This is a genomic window from Bacillus thuringiensis, from assembly GCF_001595725.1.
Lineage (GTDB): Bacteria > Bacillota > Bacilli > Bacillales > Bacillaceae_G > Bacillus_A > Bacillus_A thuringiensis_K.
On sequence record NZ_CP014282.1, the window covers coordinates 2606174 to 2629125 of the forward strand.

A 22952-nucleotide genomic window follows, 5' to 3' on the forward strand; every position below is an offset into this window, starting at 1 on the left:
AATTAACTTCTTTATCATTATACTTAAAATACATCAGTAAATTGCAACATTAAAATTAAAATACCTAATCCCCATACGTAATACGCGAATACTTTTAAGGAGTGACGTTTTAAATATTGAATCATCCATGAAACAGCTATATATCCAAAAAACGCTGCTGATAACGTTCCGACAATTAAAGATGTACTAGAAATAGATTCTGCTTTCCCTTGAAAAACGTCTACAAATTGCAAAATGATAGCTCCGACAATCGCTGGCGTTGATAATAAGAAAGAAAAGTAAGCAGCAGTTTCGCGGTCCAACTTCCTCCATAATGCAGCGACGATTGTCATTCCAGAACGAGAAATTGCCGGAAAAATAGCAGCCGCTTGAAATGAACCGATAATAAATGCATCTTTATATGTAATGTCGTCCATTTTTTTACGACCATTCTTTTGTTTATCCGCCAAGTAGAGAAAGAATCCTGTCACTAAAAACTCCCAACCAATTGTAATACCTGTTTTTGAAATATCCTCAAAAAAATCTTTAAACAACAATCCGATTACAACTGCGGGTATCGTTCCGACAATAAGTAGCAGCATTAATTTTGAAAATGGATTTTTAATTAAATATATAAATTCTTTTTTGTAATAAATAAACACCGCAAGTAAAGTCCCAATATGCAGCATCGTATCTAAAAATAAGCCAGCCTCATCTAATCGGAACAAATGCCTTCCTAAATAAAGATGTCCGGTACTACTGATTGGTAAAAATTCTGTTAAACCTTGAATTATACCTAGTATGAAAGCTTCTAACCAATTCATGATGTTCTCCTTTCTCTTTTGCTTGTACCAATATATGAGGGTTAAATTTTCGATATGAAAAAAACTATATTTCTCTATGAATTTACTTTTCATTTATGGATATATATGTAAAGAGGATTAAGGAGGGTTATTATGTGGAAGCACAAAAAATTCGGTAATGTATTACTTTGGGTGGGCCCTATCCTTGTATTTTTAGGATTATGTATGACAAATGTTATTTCAGATATTCCTTTCTTTGAGGGAAAACATAAAACGGTTGGTATTGTACTTATATTTATAGGTGTAATCTGTTTTGTTGCTGCTAATCATTTGAAAAAAGGAGAAAGATATGAAGAATAAATCTAAATAAAAAACAATCCTGGCATATTAACTAGGATTGCTTTTTATTAATGTTGATTATTTGTAGAATACTTTATCAACGTTATATTTCGCTTTGTATTCATTAATGATATATGTTTCGTAAATTTCTCTTTCTGTTGGATCTTCTACGATACATGCATCAATGCGGTATACTTCATCACGGTGGTTTTTAATTGGTGAAACATTATCTTCAAAATGCTTCTTAATACGTTGTCTAATTTTACGAGCTTTACCTACGAAAAGAAGTTCGTCATTAATATTGTAAAACATAAAAATGCCGCCTTTATCTCTAGGGAACAAGTGGAAATCGATAAATCCATTAATTGGAGTAATGATTGGCTCGTCTCCTTTAATAACTTGTTTACGTTCAGTAATTGAAACATCAGCTTCAGGAATATTAATTTTAATCAAGTTCATTCACGTCCTCTTTTATTATAAAGATAAATAATAGCATACATAAGTAAGAAAAGCTATGCTCAAAGGCATATTTCATTTTATAATTCAAATATTATAGGTGTATCATGTAAACTTTTCTTCCAAATCATATGATCACTGGATTCTCCCCAGTAATCTTTCAATACATAGCTAGGTTTTCCAAACTTTTTTATCCATATACTTTGCGCATTTTTATATCCACTATCTAAACAATATTCTGTTATCCCTCTGCTAAGTAATGTAAGAAACATTGTATGTAGTAATAAACTCCCTATTCCCTTTCTTTGATACTCCGGAAGTATGAATACAGTTCCTATTTCATACAAATTTTTAAGTACACCACCTGTACAACTATTAATCAATGTACTTGCTGGACCGATTTCGATTGTTCCAATGATTTTATCGTTACTTGTATCAATTGCTAATAAAAAGTAACGACTTTCTCCGTTACTATCAAAATCACTTTTCAAATACTGCTTTTTTGAGTTAATTTCATTTTCTATGTCATCCAATAATTGTGACAATCCTTCATTTTTGTATGTATTCGTAATAACTATACGGAAAAATAAATATAGTTCATCTACATCATTCAAATTCGGTCTTCTAACTGCAACGTTAGTCATAAATTCAATCTCCAATCCTCATTATGCCATTATCAATACAACACTTTATATAATCTATTCATCATTATTCTGCAAAAACCTGCATAAATCCAACAGTATAGAAAGCTCATTATAAATATTGATAAAATAATTTTTATATCCATAGTTGTATGAACAGCAGGACCAAGTACCGGAAAGTGGAAAACATCGAGAACGATCATAATACCTATAAGTAGACAAGTTGCTGAAAAAGAAACAATCCAAATTCTCCTCTTTAATTTTAAAAAGGATACTCCTAAGGATAGACCTAATAAGCCTGTAGTAAAAGGAAAGACAATTAGTTCACTGGGCTCAATAATAAATAATAGAAAAATAGTAAGAACATAAGAAAGTATTCCCTCACGAATAGAATAGAAAATAGCAAAAAAAATCGGTAATGTCGAAAATGGGCTAATGAGCAAACCTATACCAGGAACTAAGTTCCCAGCTGCTTGAAACATGGTGGCCAATGCACTCATCAAAGCTGTAAGTACTAACTTATTCGCAAGGGACAATTTTCTTTTATGAACAAAGCTCGTATCATGTTCTATCATCAGTTGATACCAATAACGTACAAACCAATCCATTAAAATACCCCCTAAAGATACCACATTCATTACTTTCTATATTATTCATACACTTATGGTTTATGAGTTGCTTTCTACTAGTTATAAATCACTATATAATAGATACTTATAGATTGAAGATTTTTAGGGGGACAAGTCAAGTTGTGCGTTTTGGAAGCAGAATAAACTCTTTATGTTTTTAAACTGAGAATTTATATCGTATCAAGGAATAATTTCAAAAATGGTACCTTTGTTAAAATCAGTTACTTTCATAGAACTGTAAACTCCTAAATATAATTTAGTTTGATCCGAATTTGTTCCTAAACTCATATAATAAGCTGGTTGCGTACCAAAATCATAATTGGTTTCAATAGCATGAAAGTCAGCATGTTTACCATCTGTACCTGCTCTAGTATAAGCTAAAACACCCTTAACTGGTGGTCGAAAATCTTCTTTCTTAGCAAGGTCAGTAAAAACAACGCTACCTGTTAAATTTGGAATTGCATTTCCCATATATGGCTGAACTCCTGTAAGTGAAGTTCCTCCAAACTTATCTGTTCTAGAATCTTTATGAAAATAACTAAGTAGAGGCAGAATACGCTTCACTGAAGTTTGTATTGTTTCATCATAATAAACCATTGTTCTCTCATCCAAAGCCTGATTTTCGGAACAATGTCGTATAAAAGAAGTAGGTAAATCCCCTTCCCATCCTCGCCACCCAAAATTGATAAAACCATCTTGATTGGGAGTTAACCTCATAAAATGCATTTGAACAAGTTCTGTAACTGGTATAGGTTTATATTGAACAAATGAAAAAACAGACTCTACAATATCCTGTCCGACATTTCCGGCGTATTTGATATATTGATTATAAAACCTTTGAAATGAAATGCCGGTTATATTACGTACTCCTTTTGCAACTACTGTAAGTGTTTCTTGTATAGATAAAGGAAGTTCATTAAAACGTGTAACTACAGGAGGGTTATTTATAAATGTATTTTTATTTACATCGATTTCAATTATTTTTCCTGCTATTTCCAAATCATCTTGACTTAAATTAAATGGATCATAACCTGATCCGCCATCTCCATTTGTAAAAACAAGTTTTCCAGTCTCAGGTGAAAAGTTTAAGCTATTGACTCCGTTATGATTAAAAAACGGGCGTTTTATATTAAGTAATGTTCTACGTTTTTGAGGTTGACCGTTTGATTGAAAAATCCATTCTTCAATTGTATCAATATGATCATATTGAGTATCTCTATTTACCCACTTTAAATTTAAAGTTTTAGGGTCACAAGGATTCGGTTTAAATTGTTTAGAAAGTGCACCTGGACCTTGAGTTCCAGCTACTGAATAATGAAGATAAAATAACCCATTTTGAAAAAAGTGTGGATGGAACGCAAGTCCAAGCAATCCGCGTTCATCATAACCGCTACTAGAAACACCTTCTTCAAATGTACCTAATTTAATAATTAGGTGACGAATATCTAAAAATGTCTTTATAACTCCGTCCCCTATGTAAAAAATCTCTCCTAATTGAGTTGCGATAAATAGTCTTTCGGTCGATTCACCTGGAAGTATCGTTGTTTTCAATACAGTTGGTAAATTTACGTTATGAACAATGGGTCGTAAACTAACTTTAACTTTTGTCAATTAACTGTACACCCCTTTTTACTCTTTTTTATAGAAGAATATGATTAGAGTAGTTCTGTTAGTATCAAATAAGTCGCATTCCTTTTTATTACAATTTTGTATATAATATAATTATCGATATATTAGGGGGATTAATTATGACACTCTTATTACAAATCATCGTACCACTTATATGTGCATTATACTTATTTACCCTCCATCATAACGGGAAGTATGGATCAGCTTCATTCATTTTAGCAGTCATGATAGGAATTTTCGGCTTAGAGAATTTCTTTCAATATGCTAGTCTAACAGATCATGCTATTTATCCATATTGGGGCAGTTTGAAGGCCGTTGTTATCGTTTTATCAGTCGTATTTCTATTTAAAAAAGGTGGTTTAACAGGAAAATATTGATTTTTAATGCGGTACCTATTTTCTTGTTAAATTGCTTTTATTTTATAAAAGAAGAAATATTTATGTAAAAACAAGAAGGGATGTGTTACATATGTCTATAAATATTATTTCAATAGTCTCTATCATAATATGGATTGTGTTAATTACAGAACTTATAAAACCTTCAAAAGAACAGAATGGACGAAAGATAGTAACTTTAGTAACTGCTGGTTCCGCATCAACACTTATTTTGACGGTTTCATTTATTCAAAATGTCCCATTTTGGAATTGATAGTGATATAACTAACAAAAATATGTATAAATAAAAAGATTAGGATTCATTCCTAATCTTTTTATATTTTGAGGTAGCACCATATCCCTAGCAAGCTAAGGTCTTGAAGTATCCCCTAAACAAAATTTAAAGTTTTTCTAAAGTTATTTATGTGAATTCAAATCGTTTTCAGGAACATATGTGGTTCTTTTATAATTTAAATTTCTTTTTAAACTTCTTATATTTTCTGTACGAACGTCTAACAATGTTTAACATAAAATACGGTATTTTAACAGTGAAAGGCAATTTATAAATGAAAGGAAAATAAAAAGTGAAATATGCCTTTTCTAGATCCCTCCACTTACTATCTTCTTTTGTTTTTAAGAAATCAGATACATCTACTACATATCCCCTTCCTTTTTCCATCATCACATTTTTCCCGTGAACATCACAAGGAGTTAATCCTTGTTCCCTCGCATACTCTAAAGCCTCATTGATATCAAGTATTACCTGCTTAGGAATTTTAATCCCCTTATGAATAGCATCGTATAAGGTAATTTCTTTTAAACGTTTCAATACTATGAAATTTTCTCCTTTATATATAAGCTTTGAATAAGAAGGATGATCTCCAATTCTTCGGTATACTTCTGACTCTTTTTCAATTCCTTCTCCTTCTCGCACGTAAACTTTCACTACCCAATCTTTGTATTCTCTGTGCATGAATACTGCGGCATAATTACCTGTTCCTAAACACTTCCAAAGTCTAGGAATATCTTTAACTACTACAGGCTCGAATTCATCCACACTTCTTATTCTTACCTCTTTTAATAATTCGTCCTTTATCAATCCCACAAAACTATTTATACTCATCATTCCCACTCCGGTTTTGCTAAAAGGGGCCCACCCACATTTTAACGAAAATATTACACTAAGCGAATTTTAGCATAAAACGAGTCATCTTTCTTCTTAAAATAAAAAGCTGAATCGTTCTATTTGAACTGTTGAATACTTAATATTTATTCTGTTATTCATAGCCAAAAACCGTACGACATAAAAATGTTTTTAACTATTTTCATTTTATCAAAGTCAACTGTATAGGTTTTTTCTTAGTGCAAGTTCTCTTAGTTCATTAACCATGCCAAATCTATATTACTCTATTTTATAATCTAAAACATTGTTTAGAAGTGTAGCAAGGTTTTTTTAATTGTTCAATTCTTGTTCCACTAATATCTTTGTTAGCAAAAACTTTTATTGTTTTAATAGTCTTTTGTTTAATTCCCACAATGCTGTTTTGTTGCTATCCCATTTCAAAAGCGTTACTGCTTCCTCGAAGCATAACCATTTATAATTGAAGTGTTCTTTAGATAATGATATGTTTTTTGTAGGGACTTTAACTGCAAAAGAAAATTCTTTTATTACATAAACCTCTTCGCCCCAAAGGAATCCTCCAACTACATCCTCTACTGGTAGTGAAGACACAGAATCTAATTGTATATATGGACATTCTCTTGTAATACCAGCCTCTTCAAACGCTTCCCGTTTTGCTGATTCAATAGGAATCTCACCGTCTTCTCCGCCACCAGCTATTCCTTGCCAATAACCATAATCACTTCGTTTGAAAATAGCATATTGAATGGAATCGGCAGTTTTTATATAAGGAAATATCAATACTTGATATGGTGCTCTCATTGCTTAAGCTCCTCTCGAAAATAAGTTTTAAATAAATATAAATAAAGAGCCGACATCACAATTCTACATTATTAATGCAGGTTTATAATGTCAGCCCTCTATTTTTAAAGAATTTTATTTTTCATAAACAGGCTTACTCTTAACAGAGGAAAAACTGCTTATTCCCTGTCGAATATGTTTGGCATGGTTTTTTCTAAATGTTAGCAGTACCCTATATTATTCAATTGCGCCAGCAACATCATAATCATTTAAATCTAATTCAATCGTTTGTCCGAGCGCTAGTTTAGCAAGTTCCGCTCCTAGGTATGGACCAGCTGTTAAACCCGAAGCGCCTAATCCATTCGCAACGAGAATTCCTTCAAAGTTAGGTAGTGGTCCGATAACAGGTAAGAATCCTGGTGTGAATGGTCTGAATCCAACTCTCGTTTCAAGCATTGTAGCATTTTCTAAGCCAGGTGCAACTGCTAATGCCTTATGGAATACTTCATGTAAACCACCTGCTGTTACACGATGATCGAAACCAGTATCATTCTCATGTGTTGCACCAATTACGACATGCCCATTGTCAAACGTTAAAATATATTGATCGTTCGGTGGCATAACAACTGGCATATTTTCTGTTGCTGTATTTTCGATTTGCAGATGAACAATTTGTCCTTTTTGGAATGTAACTAAGAAATTAATTCCTAATGGGTTCAAGATTTCGTTCGCCCATGCGCCTGCAGTTACAATCACCTTTTCTGCTAAAAGTGTTTCATCGTTTACTGTAACTCCAGTAATATGATTTCCTTCACGGACTAATACTGCATCGCCTTTTATAAAAGTTGCACCATGTTTTTTCGCAGCACTTATTAATGCATTGCGTAATAATCTTCCATTTACTCGTGCAGCACCACTAATATGAACAGAACTATATTCTTCTGATAATGCCGGGAATAATTTTTTTGTTTCTTCAGCTGATAAGCGAGTGATTTCACCAATCTCTGGGGCATCTTCACGTCGTTTATAAGCTCGCTCTTCCATTTGATCTAACTTTTTCTCGTCAGTATGTAAACTAATTGCACCTACACGATTATATCCTGTGTCAGTTTCACCGTCTTCTTCTAATTGCTGAATTAACGAAGAATAGTAACGTGCACCGCCTTTAACAATTTTATACCATGCTTTATTACGACGCTGTGATAGCCATGGACATACAATACCTGCTCCTGCATCAGTTGCTTGCCCTAATTGTTGGCGATCCACGATAGTAACATTCGCACCTGCCTTAGCAAGATGATAAGCAGTAGACGCTCCTAAAATTCCAGATCCAACTACAATATACGATTTCATTTCAAACACCTTTTCTCTTTTTGCTAATTATATAAATATAAGAACATTCCTTAGTATAATGGAAGGAATACTTTTTTCAATGTACTCATCACAATTAATTGTTGCAGCATTGTGACTTTCTTAGTCATTATTTTTTCTTTTTACGGAATAATTCAATTGTTTTATAGCCTTGTGAAAGGATTTCTATCATTTTCTCTAGACGTTTTTCACGTGTTTTTTCTTGTTTCACAGAAAAAAGATTACGTGCCCAATCTTTTTGGTATCCAGGCGTTAAACTTTGATAAAACTTAAGTTCATTCGGATGATTAGCTAATAATGCTTCAACATCTTTAATTCGATCTGCATAATCGGCAACACATTGACTCATAGCAGATGTTTTCGTTGTTTTTTTCTTCTCGCGTTTTAAACCTACAACAGTAAAGACTTCATCCATACTTACCATTCGTGCAAATTTAATATCGCTTTCTCCCACATAACCATCTTCTCCAACGTTTAATGCCGGAAACATCTCATCACGGTGAATAAACGTACTATAACGAGCATTACCTTTTTTCGGATATGCGAAGAACACGTAACCTTTTTCAATTAGTAATTCTTCATTACTAATAATAAAATTCGTTTGTTTCACCATTTCATCAAGCGTTTCTACAAATATAAAGATAGCATCGTGTTTTTTTGAGAATGCAGTTTCTTTACCTGTAAAAATGTCATAATTACTTGGTTCGTTAATAACGACCATATTTGTATACTTATTAAGTTTCAATTTATCAATAACTGACATATTAATCTTCCTTTACATTCAAAATTCATTGTACATACTTTTTCGTACTGTTCTAGTGTATTATATGTATTAAGAAAATCAAACTTTAAATCATATTATCCTGCTGCAAAAAAGCCAGTTTTTCATACATATGAAGAAGCTACGGAAATATTAAAAACATTAACTATACCGCAGTTTCCGAAACATATTAGACGAAAACCATTTACACCAAAAATAATAAAGATAGCCACTTCTGAATAAGTACCGGCTATCTTTATTATTCATAACTTAATAGCAAATAAAGTATATAAAAACTCTCTATATTGATCTTCTGTAATTTCACGCTTAGTTTTTTCCCCATGAATCATTTCAGTTAAACTTGTATTCGTTAATGAAATATGGCCGGAGTTCGTCAACTTAACTGCAATTGGTCCTTTATTAAAAATAGACTTCTCATCTTCTATCACTCTTCTTTGAACATCGTTTACTACTATCTCATCAATAATATGTTTATAAAAAGCATGACAAACTTTCCATTCTCCATCAGTATCTATTCTTTCTAAAACATAATTTCCTTTACTCGTATCTTTCCGTCTCACCCGGTACGAACCATTTTTTGAAGAAACAGACTCGCCAGTAAAAGGTACAGGAACTAGAGGTACTAACGAAGCTATACCTACATCAATTAAATACTGTACATTTTCATAAGTTAAAATAATTGTTATATGGCCATCCTCAAGTGCCCATGCACTTATATCATTTTTATAAACCGTACCCAATGCCAGTTGTACATCATAGCCACAGTCTTTTAAGAAATAGTAAAAAAGAGTATTTAATTCGTAGCAAAGTCCACCACGGGAACTAGTTAAAATTTTCTCCCGTAAGTTTTCCAGAGAGATTTGATTCGTATTTCGTGCTATAACATCTAAATTCTCAAATGGTATAGTGTGCGCAAACGAAAAGAGTATAGTAGGTAATTCTTCAAACTTTACTTCATTACGTTTTTTTAGATTTAATCTTGTGAAAATCTGATCTTGTAAACTTGTCATAATTAGCACCCCTTAAAAATTTATAAGTTTAAATAATATATGCTGATTGTAAATTTTAAGGGGCACTGTAACAATGTACATTTCATTTAACTGTACCGGTACAAAAATTACGATTCACGAGTTAAATTAATAGAAGGCGTCATTACAAATATCTTTTCTGTAATTACTTCTTTTCGGGGCAAACCAAAAGCTACGAATATAAATTTAATAGTTTATCTATAGGCAATTTATTACTATCACTTAAATCAACAAAATATTGACGTTGCCACGTTTGGCTCTTTTTAGCTTGATTGCTAACGGTGGTATCCCAAACAGGATAAATTCTCATTGCCATTTTCCCTGTTTGATTTTGTGTTCTCAATATTTTTTCTTTAAGAAGAATCTCTTTAGGAAAAATAAATTGTCCTACTTTATTATCAGCAATACAAGTGATTACTAATAAATCAGGAGCAGCTTCATAAGAGAAAGCTCTATTTCGCATATTTTCATCTTTCTCCCAAAAAGAAACAAATTGCCCAATTTTATTAGGAGTCAATTTTGATTTTCTAAAACGAATGGTTTTGTTATTTAAGTGGAATAAACATCCTGCATATTCTGCGTTTTGCTTTTCTTCTTTTAGATTCGTAATCATTAAATTGTTAGGTTTGTAAACTATATTGTTTAAATTTCGGATCGTATCATTAAAATTGTTCAAAAAAACTCCCCCTTTATTCATCTCTTAGTTTACCACAAACATCAGTTCTTCTATATTGTATATAATCATTAACTAAGTGAAATGGGGGAATTTAGCAGGATATAATTATTACTTTAATGTACTTAGTTTTTCAATTGCTTGTTGTTCAGTTGCTAAGTAAAAAATGTCATTCCCTTTATTACATTCATAAATAAAATCCTTTAAGCTTTTACTAGTATATATAGAGAAATCTCCAACAATAGCAATCTTTACCTTGTAGTTTATAAACTGTTGAAGGATATCGCCCGCAAGCCGTGTTTTTAGATCAAAGAAATCTTCACTTATTAAAGATTTATGGATAATAATATGTTTCGCATCTACCTCATATTGAACTGTTGCCATAGTATCTAATGCAGACTGAACATTCGATATTAATACCAATAACCGCAATATTGATTCCATCGATTACTACTTTCTTTATTTCCATAGTCTCACCCCTTTATAATTTACACAGTATGAGTAAAATTGTTTTACAAAACTTCGTATTAATCATAGATTAAATTAGCCTCAGCTATTAAAATGGCCTCTATTTTTTGTTGTAAATATATATTTTTTTATTACTAATACGGTCAATGAAATTAATGATAGTTCCTTTTTTTTTATATTTTTGAATATATATATGGAATTACTTTTACTTGTTATAAAAATATTGTGGAGTAACATAACTTAACAAACTATCCAAAGTGTTAATCTCGGCATATGGTTGTATTTTCGTAGTATTCTTGATTTTCTGAGGGTTAAACCACACACCTTTTATATTTGCATTTTGAGGACCAGCAATATCCTTTTCTAAGTCATCTCCAACAAATAAAGTATTTTCCGGTTGTAAATTTAGCTTATTTAATGCTAGTTCGAATATACGTTTATCAGGTTTACTAAATCCCACTTCTTCAGAAATAATGATTGTTTCAAAATACCTATTTAAATTCGTGTTAAATATTTTAGCTTTTTGCCTCTGAGTTGAGCCATTTGTTATAATTCCAACTTTAAAGTGCTTCTTTATTTGATTTAAGAAATGAACAGTATTTTGGTCTATTGAAAAACATCTAGGGAAATTATTATTCCAAAAATCTTGGATGTAATTGCGTGGCAATCTATACTTCGGCGGGAATTCATCAAACAACGATTCTAAAACTATTGTTTTATCACACATGCCGTATTCCCTTTTATCGTATTCTTTGAAATTCTGTAACATGTTGCTTTTAGCCGCACCATCTACATTTTCATAACACTTTTCTAAAACAATTAAAAATAATGCCTCTACTGCTTTATCCCTATCAAGTAATGTATCATCTAAATCAAACAGCATCGCTTTATAACCCATCAAATAATTTCACAACCTTTCTCGCATGATTTAAATAATCCTTAGTTCACACCTTAAGCGTTTACTAAATTAGCAAAAAAACTCTAAAGTTTGTGACGTACACTCTATAATTTCGCTAACTTTTTTTATATTGAAATTCATTTCCGTTTCCCCTTCTAGTAAGTAGCGAAAGTATATGTTCACACAGTTTAAGAAATCACATACAGTTCCCAATATTATACATTAGTTTTTTAGAAATATAAATCGTTCAGCTTTTCATACGATAAGTTTTTTCAAGCATACAATTATTTTTTCATAAAAAGGAATATGGCTAATAATATTTTTTTGGAGAATACACATTCTTGAAAATGAAGCTAATACGTTAAACGTCCTATGAGGTTCCTATTGTATCTCCACATAAAATCCAGATAGTGCGGCTATAATGACTACCAGAGGTGATATTATGAAAAACTATCATATTCTCGTGGTAGAGGACGATCAAGAAATTCAGGAATTAATTAAACAATTTTTAATGACACAGCATTATACAGTGGTAGTCGCTTCAGATGGACTAGAGGGTATGACACAATTTAATAAGCAATCGTTTGATTTAATTCTTCTAGATGTCATGATGCCCAATCTTAATGGGTTTGAAGTTTCTAAAATGATTCGAAGTCAGTCAAACGTACCAATTATTATGCTAACTGCGTTGGAAGAAGAGGAAGATCAAATGAAAGGATTCGACCTTGGGATCGATGATTATATTACAAAGCCCTTTTCATTTCATGTTTTGATTAGACGAGTCGAAGCGGTACTTAGAAGAAGTTATGATAAAAATGTAAATAATCATTTGATATTTAAAGAAGTGCGTATTGATGTGGATGCATATAGAGTATATGTAAATGACGTTGAAATTATATTAACGACAAAAGAGTTTGAAATTCTACAACTACTATTTCAAAATGAGAGAAAAGTACTCACAAGAGAAAATATCGTTGAAAAGGTTTGGGGTTACGATTATTTTGGAGAAACACGAATAATTGATACACATATTAAAAACCTACGCAAAAAATTAGCTATCCCTTATATTAAAACAATAAAGGGTATTGGATATAAAATTGATGAATAGTATTGTGAAACTCATGAAAATGAAGCAAATTACTTATAAACTCTTTATGACTACATCTCTCATTTTATTATCCTTTGCAGTATTGATTTATTTAACTTTATACTTCTTTCTCCCTACATTTTATGAGCAATATAAAACAGATCAACTTCAAACAGGGATAAACGAAATCATTGATAAGTCTAAAAATCTTACGTTTCAAGATGCGATACCACTTTTTGATGAATACGCCAAAAAAAATAATGCGATGCTTTATCTTCAAAATAAAGAAGGAGTAATTATTTACTCTCCTTCATTTTCTTTTATTCAAAGTGGTACGCAAAAAACAGTAGTTACTAAAGCAACACGATTCGAGAATACAAGTACCCTTAGCAATTCATATAACGTTACGAAACCAATTCAATTCCAAGATGGTAGTTTAACGCTTATAGTCTTTGCTACATTTCAACCGATTGATGAAGCTTCACAAGTTTTAGTACGCTTTCTCCCCTATATTAGTATCATTGTGCTCGTTATTGGTATAGGAAGTGCTTATTTTTATTCCAGGTTTATTACAAAGCCACTTATTTATATTAATGAAGGTGCACAAAAGATGGCAAATTTAGATTTCTCCGAAAAAATTGAGGTTCGCTCTACAGATGAGTTAGGAGAATTATCTAATAGTTTGAATGACATGTCTATTAACTTGCAACAAGCTATGTTTGATTTAAAAAAAGCAAATGAACAATTAAAAAATGATATTGAAAAAGAAAGAGAAATAGAAACAAAACGAAGAGAGTTTTTTGCGATTGTAGCACATGAATTAAAGTCTCCTCTTACTGTAATGAAAGGATACTTAGAAGGAATGATATACAATATTGGCCCTTATCAAAATCGCGATCAATATTTAAAGAAAAATCATCAAATTATTGAAAGTATGGAACAATTAGTTCGTGAAATTTTAAGCGTATCGAAATTAGAACAACACACCTTCAAACTAAAAGTAGAGGAAGTTAATCCTTCAAAGTTAATAGGTACAATCACAAAAGATCTCGAATTTTTTGCTTCTCAAAAAAGCATCGAAATAATAAAAGAAATTGATTCTGACCTTTCTATTTATACCGATTGTGCTCTTTTAGAAAAAGCATGTAAAAATATTATTCACAATGCGGTTATGTATTCACCACATAATGAAAAAGTCTATATAAAGTTAATTGAGGATTCTAAACAAGGTCAAATCGAAATGAAAATTATAAATACAGGTGTCAATATTAAAGATGAAGAGATACAACAAATTTTCAAACCATTTTATCGAATTGAAAAATCAAGGAATCGAAATACTGGAGGAAATGGTTTAGGGCTATATATTGTTAAACAAATTCTTGAAACGCTAGATATAAAGTATTCAATAAAAAATATGGAACATAGTGTACAATTTTGCATGAGTATTCCATTATCTAAACATAAAAACAAACAAACTCTCCTTTAAATAGGACGAGTTTGTTTGTTTTTGTAGTAAGTATAAATTTATTAACAGGTTTTTCACGTAATGGACAAATGCTGCTTCTTAAATGGCGATTATCATAAGTAGTGACAAACCGTATTCAATTTACATATTTGTCTTCTACTATAGCAGCAAAAAAACGACATTCCGCTTAGCAGCAAATTAGATTCTCTTATTTGAGATGCATTTCATCTATGAAACTGAAAAGGAAGATGAAAAATGTATATTTGCCTCCATTTTTCAGATTAATTTGGAATTCTTTTATGGTAAGCTATATGTAAAGATTAAATATAAAACATAAAGGATGATTCGTATGCAAATAAGACCACAAGTAAGTGAATATAACTCCTATTATGCAACGTATACCAACTTGGTATCAGACGGAAATATCATACATATTCTAGAACAACAAATGAAGGAAACGAATCTTTTATTAAAGGGAATTTCTGATAGTGAGGGACTTTTCCGGTATGCTCCTACTAAATGGAGTATAAAAGAAGTAATGGGTCATATAGCAGATACAGAACGGATTATGGCGTATCGATTACTATCAATCGCTCGAGGCGAGACAGCAGAACTTCCAGGCTATAATGATGATATGTATGTTCTTAGAGCTGCTTTTGATAAGCAATCTATGCAAGATCTTCTTGAGAATTTAATAGTTGTTCGCCAATCTACCCTGCATTTACTTAGAAGCTTAGATAAAGAAGCTTGGTCACAAAGAGGAAATGCGAATAATTCTGAAGTTACAGTTCGTGCATTAGCATACATCATTGCTGGTCATGAGCTTCATCATCTTCAAATTATAAAAGAACGTTACCTTGGTTCTAATTTATATCCAGCAACTTAATATTTGAAGAAAAAGAGTCCTATTTATGTAGGGCTCTTTTTCAGTATTTATAACGGATTAGCGCTTAGAACCATGGCAATTAAATGTCTTTATTTATAAAATTCACCACATAATATTTATGCTATCCCCTCTTATTCTGTACATAATTTTCTTTAGGCTGATATACTATAAACACAATAGTTCTGGAAAGGTGATGATATTATGTATGAACAACAAAATAATAGAGATAGAGATCAAAAAATGATGTTTTCTATGCAAGGAGTTCCCACAAATAAAATTAACATGCATCAATTACCTAAATGGATTAGAATTTTTGGCTATTGTGCGTTTGGTTGGATGATAGTATTTAGTTTAATTATGATTGTAGGTTTAATTCTGCAATAACTATACAGAGTAGGTAAACGGGACGATATTTAGGTCATACATCTAGGTAATGTCCCGTTTTTTATGTGTGATTATCCCATGATATAGGTAACCAATTATAATAAAAAGAACCTGTAGAATATCCTACAAGTTCTTTTTATTATATTATTAAAACGGGAACAACAAACTATTTTAACATTCAGTACAGGGAGACCATTTTGATTATGGCTTGATTTTATTATAAATCAAATATAAGCTTTTGAAAGGTCTGAATCTTGAAAATTATGTCAATTAAAAAGCTACGATGTTTATATTAGATTTCATTTACGACCAACTTCTTCTTCCTTAAATACACTGCACGATCTGATTTTTTAGCAACCTCCTGTGAGTGCGTCACAACAATAATGCATTTATTCTCTTTATGTGCAAGTTCTTGAAATAGTTCTATTATATCCATTGCGGTTTCCTCGTCGAGGTTTCCTGTCGGCTCATCTGCAATCAGTAAATCAACATTACAAGATAGTGCTCGAGCAATTGCTACACGCTGTTGTTGACCACCACTTAGTTGCAGGACGTTTCGTTTCGCTTCAACTTCTGTGAGTCCTACCCTCTCTAATAATTGTAATGCTCTTGCTGTTTTATTTTGCACTTTAACACCTGTAATTTCCATTGCTGTTAAGACATTTTGAAGAGCTGTCATATAGGTTATCAAATTATAAGATTGGAAAATTACAGATACATTTTGATTACGGTATCGATCCAAACCAATTTTTCTAATATCTTTGCCATTATACAGTACATAACCATTTTTAGGGACATCCAGTCCACAACCTAAGCTCAGGGTTGTGGTTTTGCCAGATCCGGATGGTCCTAAAATCGTGTAGAAATGACCTTTTTGAAAAGAAAAGTTAACATTATCTAGTATCGCTACATTTTTTCCATTACTTTCATAATAATAATCCAAATTTTTAAACTGTAAAATCGTCTCCATATCGAGCCTCCTCATTCATCTTTTAAAAGAATTTGTTTTGGGTTTAAACGTAGAATAGATAATGCTGGAAGAAGTGTTGCTATTATAGCAATAGCTAGTCCAATTCCACCCATTTTCCCTACATCTTCTCCTGTTACACTTACATCAATTTTATCAATTGGATCTTCTTTTTGATTTTGTAGAGTACCACCAGGTCCAGCCATCATTACAGTACCATTTTGCGAGGTATTTGTTTCTTCGCCTGCAGTAGCAATTTCATTCGACAGTAAATTATCCCCGATATATTGAGAAACTTTAGCTCCTGTTGTTATGGATAATCCAAATGCTAAAATAGCGACACACACTACTTCTACTACGAATTGCGCCATTAGTTTCCACTTTTTCTCTCCAATAGACAATAGAATTCCCATTTCTTTACGACGTCCTTTAATTGATAGCATAATGATTAATCCTAAAATAATTGCACCTGCAATCGATACAATATAAATAATCATTTGAGAAGTCGAAGAGATATTTTCGATAGGACCAATCATTTGCTTGTACAATGAATCATGCGCATCTAATTTATAATAATTAAAATCAATATTAGATTTTTTTGCTTCTTTTTTAAATGCATCAATATATTGTGGATCATTCAAGAAATACACGACTTGAACACTACTTATACCTGGGTCTACTTCTAATTTTTTCATAGTTGAATGCGGCATATATAGTTTATTAGCTGGATCCATAATAGGAGGAGCCTGTTGCCCCATTGCTTGCTCATTTGTTTCGTAAATACCGATAATTTCAACCTCAAGGGTTTCCTTCTTATCCCCTGATTGCACTTTAACTTTGTCTCCTGCTTTCAAATTGTTTAATTCCGCTAATCGTTTTTCCATTAAAGCTACATTCTGATCCTTCATTTGCTCTGTAATTGGTTTTCCATCAATGATTTTACTTTTTCCGTTTTTAAAGCTTTCTTGTAATGCAGTCTTGCGAACTCCCTCAATCATAAAAGAAGCATTCATATCTATTTCTGTACCAGAGCTTGAACCGCCTCGCGCAGCCGCCATTCCCACTTTACCTTTTCCTTCTTCTTCTCCTTCTGAAGCTCCTACTAGTTTAAGCCCATCAGAAATACCGAAAGTGTTAGCTATGTAATTATAATCTTTTACATACTTGGACTTCGCTAATTGATCTGTTTCTTTTGCATCGAGCTGCGGCGGATTTGGCATTTCTCCAGTTTCCTTAGCTTTTTGACCTAATTTGTCGAAATCAAGACCTAAAGTAACATCTACACCAAGTTTTTTTCTTGCAGCATCCGCTGCTTTTTTTGATGCATTTTGAATTGTGAAACCTGAAAGAACCAAATTTGTAACAATTAGAAAAACTGCCATCAAAATTAATGATGTTCCTATCCTTTTTTTCATACTGAGAATTGCTCGTTTCATAAAATTCATTTTTTCTTACCTCCTTGATATCTTGTATTCTACATAGGTTATCTAGAGTTTATATGGAGCTAATCGGTAGTTTAACGAGAGATATAAGGAGTTTATGTGTAGTTATTCATTTACCTGTTCAAGAAAAACTAGAACACAAATTCAAAAACGCAGTCGTTGTTGAACATTGGTAAGAAGTAGTCAATTTAAGAGAATTATAGAAAAAGAGGCTAAGGCTTGATTTAATGTATGTAACATGAAAGATATATTTATTATATAATTTCTATACAATAAATATATAGAAGCTGATTGTGAATATCTATATGGGAATTGTAAGGTTCCTCATAGAAATTACATCTTTTAATAAGAAAAGAAGCAAGTAAACATTCTTTTATATGGATAAGAATATTAACTTGCTTCTTACATTTTAGTATAAATTATCTATTGTAAGCTTTATAATATAATATACAAATTCATCACCTATTTTTATAATTCAAGCACCTACTAGTAGGAAAAGAAAATATTTCCTACTTAATTTAAAACATAAATTTTGTTTATGTTTTAAACAATATGTATTTTGGAGGAGGTTAATTTGATTTTTTCAAAACTCATTGATCGGTACGCCTTATATGATTTACACAAAAAAAGAAGTGTAGCATTTCAGTTTACTTCCCTTTCTAACACTTCATTAAATATAAAGAACATAGAATCTTTTTATAAAGTAAAACCATCACATTTTCATTTTGACATTAAGCATTCAAAGCAGGAAAATGAATACATGGTTGGGCAATTCAACTATAAAAGTTCGGTTCAATCCGGTGATTCACGCAACGACTCTGTAACTGGGGAATTATTCTTACATAAAAATGAAAATGCACCTCATGTTATCTTTGTTCACGGTTGGAGAATGGATTCTAACGAACGTGTGAAAAACATATTCCACGATCATATGACCAGCCTGAAGTGGAATATGTATTATTTCACTCTACCCTATCATTTTGAAAGAAAACCCGATCAATCCTTATTCAGTGGAGAGTATATGGTAAGTGCAAATATTGAACGAACAGTACAAGCAACTAGACAAGCGGTAGCTGATTTACGAGCTTTGATTAAATGGATTAAAGCAAATAAAAAGGGGCCCCTGATTCTAATAGGAATTAGTTTAGGCGGATTTATTACTAACTTAACCTCTCTTGTTGAAGAAGAAATTGATATGTTAGCATCCATTTTCTATGCAAATCGACTTTCTTATTCTATTTGGAATACAACTCCAGGTAAATTTATTAGAGAAGACTTGGAACATCATGGTGTTACGTATGATGATTTAATAGATTATTGGAAAATCACTGAACCGAGTCAAGCATTGCCAAAAGTAAAAAAAGAAAATATTTTATTAATTTCAGGTAAGCATGATCTATATGTGCATTCTGAGGATACAGACTACTTGTGGGAATCTTGGGAAAGACCTCCACGATATATTTATAAATGTGGGCATGCCGGGATCGTTCTTAAACGTAAAAAAATTGCAACTGATACTATTGATTTTATTCAAAATCGATTGAACTCCCCGCCCTTATCCAATGTCATGCCTTAAATCGCGAGATTACTAAGTACAAAATCTTATACTTATATTGTTATATTTTTTACTAGTCACCTTTGTAAATCTTCGTCCCCTAGCCTTACACGATTGAAAATGAAATAAAATAAATAACTAAGGAACTAATTTACCATATAGAAAAACAATGCTCAGCATTTTCACCAGTGATCGCTGTATATGCAATATTACATACAAAAATCTTTATTTGTTACGTTATTAATTTAAAAATAAATTATTCATCCATTAATCTATACCCTCCGTATTTACAGTTATGGATACCCTAATTACATATGAAAAGAGAGAAGAAACATTGGTTAGTTCTTCTCTCTTTGTTTATTTTTAAGATAACTATCTATAAAATTTTTCTAATGTACATAATTACAACGACATTAAAACACTTTGCTCTTAAATCCACTACTTGTATTACTGATTGCATGAAACTCCTTCTTGAGAAAGGTTTTAATTTCTGAATGTTCTGTTGACTGTTATAACATATCCAATTTACAATTTAATTGTGGTGTTCTTTCACAATTAAACTACTTAGAATACACTTCATTTATTTGAAAACAATTACAAATAGAGGTGCTAAAATGAAAACTAGAGTAAATCCAGAATTATTACAAGGGTTAGAGATGTTTCCGGATCTCGATTTACGCCCAGAAAATTTGCAATCAATCAGAGAAGGAATAGCTCAAATGAGACCACCTACCGTTGTTGATGACTCTCTTTCTTTAACAGATAAAGTCATTGTTGGGCCTGATGATAATCCGTTACCATTACGAATTTATCGTCCAAAATCAAATCATGAATCTTTACCTGCCTTATTATGGATACATGGTGGAGGTTATATCTTAGGGTCTATAGATGATAACGATGATACTTGTATGAGGTTTGCAAAAGAAGCTAGCTGTGTGGTCGTGTCTGTAGACTACCGCTTAGCGCCTGAATACCCTTACCCAGCACCAATTGAGGATTGTTATTCAGCTTTAAAATGGATTGCTGATAATGCAAAGTCATTAAACATTGATTCGAATCGAATTGGGGTTGCAGGAGTAAGCGCTGGCGGTGGACTAACAGCAGCATTATCATTATTAGCCCGAGATCGAAAATATCCTTCAATTTGTTTACAAATGCCACTATATCCAATGATTGATGACAGAAATGATACACCTTCAGCGAATGAAATTAAAGAGGGATTTGTTTGGAACCAAAAGGCAAATGAAGCTGGCTGGAAAATGTATTTAGGAGAAATGTATGGAACGGATCAAATCCCTGCCTATGCAGCACCTTCTCGAGCTGAGGATTATAGTGACTTACCGTATACTTACACATTTGTTGGTCAATTAGATCCATTCCGCAGCGAAACATTAACCTATGTAAGCAAACTAGCACAAGCTGGTGTTGATGTGGAGTTTCATTTATATCCAAATGCCTATCACTGGTTTGAAGGGTTAAATCCAAATGCCGATGTATCTATTTATGCTGTGAACGAAATAGTACAAGCAATAAAAACTGGTTTCAAACGAGTATCCAAGGTTGAGGCTTAATCCCATTACAAGAGAAACACTTATAAATAGTATATATGTATTTATCATTTAAATATAATAGCCGATTCTAAATAAGAATCGGCTATTATATTTAAAATCCGCCTAATATATCAAGGTTGAGAAACAGATATAAGATGTTTAGGCGATGTGTTTATTTCCTCTGCTAATGCTTTTATGTTCATCATGATTTGAAGTATTTCTTCTTTTGTTGTCCTTGGGTTGATAGAGCAAAGTCGAATTACTACTTTTTCTTTTAATTTAGTCGTACTTAGCATAGCAAATCCTCTTTGATTAATTTCTTCCACCAATTTTTTGTTTATTTCATGAATTGTATCTGTAGATGTTAGCTCACATGGAATATAACGAAAAGTAACAATTCCTAATTGGGCAGGTGTTACTACTTCCCAATCTTTTTCTTTCCTTAAAAACTCTTCAACTTGTTCAGCTAGCATAATGCCATGATCAATTGCCTCACGAAAAGCTGTAACTCCGAATGCTTTAAAAGAAAGCCATACCTTTAATGCTCTAAATCTACGGGAAAGTTCAATTCCACGCTCTCCAAAATTCACTTTTTCTTCTATATTAGTTTCCGTATCCCTAATATACTCTGGGATCATACGAAACGTTTCGCTTAAATATTGACTATTTCGAATGAGTACACAACCAACATCATAAGGCTGAAAAAGCCATTTGTGCGGGTCTAACGTTAAAGAATCAGCACGATGAATTCCACTTAATAACTCCCTTCCTTTTTCACTGAGAATTGCTGCAGCCCCATAAGCCCCATCCACGTGTAGCCATATATCTTCATCACCACATAGATCAGCCAATTCATCGAGGGAGTCCACCGCTCCGCAATTCGTTGTCCCTGCATTAGCAATAACACAGAATGGTTTTTTCCCTTTTAATCGATCTTCTTTTATTTGTTTTCTTAAAGTACTAACTGAAATTTTTAAATCTTCATCTGTCTCAATTCGGCAAATTTGGTGCTGTTTAAAACCTAATACTTTAAGTGCTCGATCTACAGAAAAATGAGTTTGGTTAGAAAAATAAACAATCGCATTTTCTATGTCATTATTCAGCTTGACCTGTCTCGCTACAGTAAGTGCAGTCAAATTAGCCATGGAACCGCCACTGACAAATAGTCCTTCAGCTGAATCAGGGAATCCTAGCATTGATTTTAACCAGTTAATTGTCGTTAATTCAATTTGTTCGGCACCTGCACCTACTATCCAAGCTGTAGGAAATACATTAAACCCACTTGCTAAAAAATCTGCTAATACACCAACATAATTATTAGGACCTGGCACAAAAGCCATAAAATGAGGATGATCCACATGAGTAATTTGATTAAACACATTGTTATTAAGAAAATGAAGTAATTCTTTTGGATTAGATCCGTTTTCCGGAATCGTTTCAATTAGCTTGTCTCTAAAAATATTACTATCAATCGTTTCTGAAACTGGTTTACTTTTTAAATGATTCATATGATCAACAATCAAGTCAACCGCTTGATATCCTAACTGACGCATCTCTTCGGCTGATAACTGCAAGTTTTTTGTCATTTGGTTTACTCCTATTCTATTTAAAAAGGCGAGTTCTTGC

24 protein-coding genes and 1 pseudogene are annotated in these 22952 nt (G+C 32.2%); 9 read left to right on the top strand and 16 right to left on the bottom strand.

Annotated elements, in window-relative coordinates:
• Positions 1–23: 23 nt before the first annotated feature.
• Positions 24–803 (bottom strand): undecaprenyl-diphosphate phosphatase, encoded by a 780-nt coding sequence (locus AXW78_RS13095; RefSeq protein WP_001104297.1) that lies wholly within the window; start codon positions 801–803, stop codon positions 24–26.
• A gap of 132 nt (positions 804–935) precedes the next feature.
• Between AXW78_RS13095 and AXW78_RS13100 the strand changes: the two genes are divergently transcribed.
• Entirely contained in the window at positions 936–1142 is a 207-nt protein-coding gene (locus AXW78_RS13100; protein ID WP_000265461.1) for a hypothetical protein, read from the top strand.
• A 57-nt stretch (positions 1143–1199) separates the two neighbouring features.
• Here AXW78_RS13100 and AXW78_RS13105 read toward each other — a convergent pair whose 3' ends face one another.
• From AXW78_RS13105 to AXW78_RS13120, 4 genes are all read right to left on the bottom strand, one after another.
• Positions 1200–1580: a nucleotide excision repair endonuclease gene (locus AXW78_RS13105; protein ID WP_001048941.1), complete on the bottom strand. Its 381-nt coding sequence runs from the start codon at positions 1578–1580 to the stop codon at positions 1200–1202.
• 77 nt (positions 1581–1657) lie between these two features.
• Positions 1658–2221, bottom strand: a complete 564-nt coding sequence (locus AXW78_RS13110; RefSeq protein ID WP_000185960.1) for a GNAT family N-acetyltransferase — start codon at positions 2219–2221, stop codon at positions 1658–1660.
• A gap of 32 nt (positions 2222–2253) precedes the next feature.
• Entirely contained in the window at positions 2254–2826 is a 573-nt protein-coding gene (locus AXW78_RS13115; RefSeq protein ID WP_061884248.1) for a YybS family protein, read from the bottom strand.
• Between the two features lie 201 nt (positions 2827–3027).
• The gene (locus AXW78_RS13120) at positions 3028–4458 is read right to left on the bottom strand and encodes a PQQ-dependent sugar dehydrogenase (protein ID WP_061884249.1); all 1431 of its coding nucleotides are present in this window, start codon (positions 4456–4458) and stop codon (positions 3028–3030) included.
• Positions 4459–4595: 137 nt separating this feature from the next.
• On the opposite strand from AXW78_RS13120, the gene AXW78_RS13125 reads away from it, so the two are divergent.
• A complete protein-coding gene (locus AXW78_RS13125) occupies positions 4596–4853 on the top strand; it encodes a hypothetical protein (protein WP_061884250.1) in 258 nt (85 codons plus the stop codon).
• Between the two features lie 91 nt (positions 4854–4944).
• Complete coding sequence (locus tag AXW78_RS13130) at positions 4945–5124, top strand: hypothetical protein (protein ID WP_000026326.1); 180 nt, start codon at positions 4945–4947, stop codon at positions 5122–5124.
• 189 nt (positions 5125–5313) lie between these two features.
• On the opposite strand, the gene AXW78_RS13135 is transcribed toward AXW78_RS13130, so the two are convergent.
• From AXW78_RS13135 to AXW78_RS13170, 8 genes and pseudogenes are all read right to left on the bottom strand, one after another.
• Positions 5314–5973: a protein kinase family protein gene (locus tag AXW78_RS13135; RefSeq protein ID WP_000026516.1), complete on the bottom strand. Its 660-nt coding sequence runs from the start codon at positions 5971–5973 to the stop codon at positions 5314–5316.
• Between the two features lie 378 nt (positions 5974–6351).
• Entirely contained in the window at positions 6352–6792 is a 441-nt protein-coding gene (locus AXW78_RS13140) for an NUDIX hydrolase (RefSeq protein ID WP_001202585.1), read from the bottom strand.
• Positions 6793–7008: 216 nt separating this feature from the next.
• Positions 7009–8124 carry an NAD(P)/FAD-dependent oxidoreductase gene (locus AXW78_RS13145; protein ID WP_000844392.1) on the bottom strand — a complete coding sequence of 372 codons (1116 nt, stop codon included), beginning with the start codon at positions 8122–8124 and terminating at the stop codon, positions 7009–7011.
• Between the two features lie 127 nt (positions 8125–8251).
• A complete protein-coding gene (locus AXW78_RS13150) occupies positions 8252–8905 on the bottom strand; it encodes a YdeI/OmpD-associated family protein (RefSeq protein WP_000110857.1) in 654 nt (217 codons plus the stop codon).
• Between the two features lie 260 nt (positions 8906–9165).
• A complete protein-coding gene (locus tag AXW78_RS13155) occupies positions 9166–9933 on the bottom strand; it encodes an arylamine N-acetyltransferase family protein (RefSeq protein ID WP_000202737.1) in 768 nt (255 codons plus the stop codon).
• A 190-nt stretch (positions 9934–10123) separates the two neighbouring features.
• A complete protein-coding gene (locus AXW78_RS13160; protein WP_061884251.1) occupies positions 10124–10627 on the bottom strand; it encodes a MepB family protein in 504 nt (167 codons plus the stop codon).
• Positions 10628–10735: 108 nt separating this feature from the next.
• Positions 10736–11093 (bottom strand): annotated as a pseudogene (locus AXW78_RS13165) (DUF4180 domain-containing protein).
• 204 nt (positions 11094–11297) lie between these two features.
• Complete coding sequence (locus tag AXW78_RS13170; RefSeq protein ID WP_000540720.1) at positions 11298–11990, bottom strand: HAD family hydrolase; 693 nt, start codon at positions 11988–11990, stop codon at positions 11298–11300.
• Positions 11991–12432: 442 nt separating this feature from the next.
• Between AXW78_RS13170 and AXW78_RS13175 the strand changes: the two genes are divergently transcribed.
• The 4 genes from AXW78_RS13175 to AXW78_RS13190 all read left to right on the top strand — a co-directional run bounded on the left by AXW78_RS13175 (position 12433) and on the right by AXW78_RS13190 (position 15812).
• Positions 12433–13098 carry a response regulator transcription factor gene (locus AXW78_RS13175; RefSeq protein WP_000800727.1) on the top strand — a complete coding sequence of 222 codons (666 nt, stop codon included), beginning with the start codon at positions 12433–12435 and terminating at the stop codon, positions 13096–13098.
• Positions 13091–14563, top strand: coding sequence for a sensor histidine kinase (locus AXW78_RS13180; protein WP_001084902.1), 1473 nt, complete (start codon positions 13091–13093; stop codon positions 14561–14563). Before AXW78_RS13175 ends, AXW78_RS13180 begins: the two co-directional genes overlap by 8 nt.
• A gap of 328 nt (positions 14564–14891) precedes the next feature.
• Positions 14892–15428, top strand: a complete 537-nt coding sequence (locus tag AXW78_RS13185; RefSeq protein WP_001167136.1) for a DinB family protein — start codon at positions 14892–14894, stop codon at positions 15426–15428.
• Between the two features lie 201 nt (positions 15429–15629).
• Positions 15630–15812 (top strand): hypothetical protein, encoded by a 183-nt coding sequence (locus AXW78_RS13190; protein WP_000273233.1) that lies wholly within the window; start codon positions 15630–15632, stop codon positions 15810–15812.
• Between the two features lie 292 nt (positions 15813–16104).
• On the opposite strand, the gene AXW78_RS13195 is transcribed toward AXW78_RS13190, so the two are convergent.
• Positions 16105–16782 carry an ABC transporter ATP-binding protein gene (locus tag AXW78_RS13195; RefSeq protein WP_000447857.1) on the bottom strand — a complete coding sequence of 226 codons (678 nt, stop codon included), beginning with the start codon at positions 16780–16782 and terminating at the stop codon, positions 16105–16107.
• A gap of 11 nt (positions 16783–16793) precedes the next feature.
• Positions 16794–18224, bottom strand: coding sequence for an ABC transporter permease (locus AXW78_RS13200; protein ID WP_001010229.1), 1431 nt, complete (start codon positions 18222–18224; stop codon positions 16794–16796).
• A gap of 571 nt (positions 18225–18795) precedes the next feature.
• Here AXW78_RS13200 and AXW78_RS13205 point away from each other — a divergent pair.
• Together AXW78_RS13205 and AXW78_RS13210 are read left to right on the top strand one after the other, a co-directional pair.
• Entirely contained in the window at positions 18796–19797 is a 1002-nt protein-coding gene (locus tag AXW78_RS13205; protein WP_000577709.1) for an alpha/beta hydrolase, read from the top strand.
• 593 nt (positions 19798–20390) lie between these two features.
• Positions 20391–21347 (top strand): alpha/beta hydrolase, encoded by a 957-nt coding sequence (locus AXW78_RS13210; protein ID WP_061884252.1) that lies wholly within the window; start codon positions 20391–20393, stop codon positions 21345–21347.
• Positions 21348–21457: 110 nt separating this feature from the next.
• On the opposite strand, the gene AXW78_RS13215 is transcribed toward AXW78_RS13210, so the two are convergent.
• Positions 21458–22912 (bottom strand): pyridoxal phosphate-dependent decarboxylase family protein, encoded by a 1455-nt coding sequence (locus tag AXW78_RS13215; RefSeq protein ID WP_000164808.1) that lies wholly within the window; start codon positions 22910–22912, stop codon positions 21458–21460.
• Positions 22913–22952 lie beyond the last annotated feature (40 nt).

Bases quoted from the DNA above. Each gene is read 5' to 3' on its own strand.
- AXW78_RS13185 (WP_001167136.1), top strand. From the start codon at position 14,892: ATGCAAATAAGACCACAAGTAAGTGAATATAACTCCTATTATGCAACG.
- AXW78_RS13215 (WP_000164808.1), bottom strand. From the start codon at position 22,912: ATGACAAAAAACTTGCAGTTATCAGCCGAAGAGATGCGTCAGTTAGGA.
- AXW78_RS13175 (WP_000800727.1), top strand. From the start codon at position 12,433: ATGAAAAACTATCATATTCTCGTGGTAGAGGACGATCAAGAAATTCAG.
- AXW78_RS13140 (WP_001202585.1), bottom strand. From the start codon at position 6,792: ATGAGAGCACCATATCAAGTATTGATATTTCCTTATATAAAAACTGCC.
- AXW78_RS13200 (WP_001010229.1), bottom strand. From the start codon at position 18,224: ATGAATTTTATGAAACGAGCAATTCTCAGTATGAAAAAAAGGATAGGA.
- AXW78_RS13190 (WP_000273233.1), top strand. From the start codon at position 15,630: ATGTATGAACAACAAAATAATAGAGATAGAGATCAAAAAATGATGTTT.
- AXW78_RS13145 (WP_000844392.1), bottom strand. From the start codon at position 8,124: ATGAAATCGTATATTGTAGTTGGATCTGGAATTTTAGGAGCGTCTACT.
- AXW78_RS13135 (WP_000026516.1), bottom strand. From the start codon at position 5,973: ATGAGTATAAATAGTTTTGTGGGATTGATAAAGGACGAATTATTAAAA.
- AXW78_RS13110 (WP_000185960.1), bottom strand. From the start codon at position 2,221: ATGACTAACGTTGCAGTTAGAAGACCGAATTTGAATGATGTAGATGAA.
- AXW78_RS13170 (WP_000540720.1), bottom strand. From the start codon at position 11,990: ATGGGTTATAAAGCGATGCTGTTTGATTTAGATGATACATTACTTGAT.
- AXW78_RS13105 (WP_001048941.1), bottom strand. From the start codon at position 1,580: ATGAACTTGATTAAAATTAATATTCCTGAAGCTGATGTTTCAATTACT.
- AXW78_RS13150 (WP_000110857.1), bottom strand. From the start codon at position 8,905: ATGTCAGTTATTGATAAATTGAAACTTAATAAGTATACAAATATGGTC.
- AXW78_RS13115 (WP_061884248.1), bottom strand. From the start codon at position 2,826: ATGGATTGGTTTGTACGTTATTGGTATCAACTGATGATAGAACATGAT.
- AXW78_RS13210 (WP_061884252.1), top strand. From the start codon at position 20,391: ATGAAAACTAGAGTAAATCCAGAATTATTACAAGGGTTAGAGATGTTT.
- AXW78_RS13155 (WP_000202737.1), bottom strand. From the start codon at position 9,933: ATGACAAGTTTACAAGATCAGATTTTCACAAGATTAAATCTAAAAAAA.
- AXW78_RS13095 (WP_001104297.1), bottom strand. From the start codon at position 803: ATGAATTGGTTAGAAGCTTTCATACTAGGTATAATTCAAGGTTTAACA.
- AXW78_RS13130 (WP_000026326.1), top strand. From the start codon at position 4,945: ATGTCTATAAATATTATTTCAATAGTCTCTATCATAATATGGATTGTG.
- AXW78_RS13125 (WP_061884250.1), top strand. From the start codon at position 4,596: ATGACACTCTTATTACAAATCATCGTACCACTTATATGTGCATTATAC.
- AXW78_RS13195 (WP_000447857.1), bottom strand. From the start codon at position 16,782: ATGGAGACGATTTTACAGTTTAAAAATTTGGATTATTATTATGAAAGT.
- AXW78_RS13180 (WP_001084902.1), top strand. From the start codon at position 13,091: ATGAATAGTATTGTGAAACTCATGAAAATGAAGCAAATTACTTATAAA.
- AXW78_RS13100 (WP_000265461.1), top strand. From the start codon at position 936: ATGTGGAAGCACAAAAAATTCGGTAATGTATTACTTTGGGTGGGCCCT.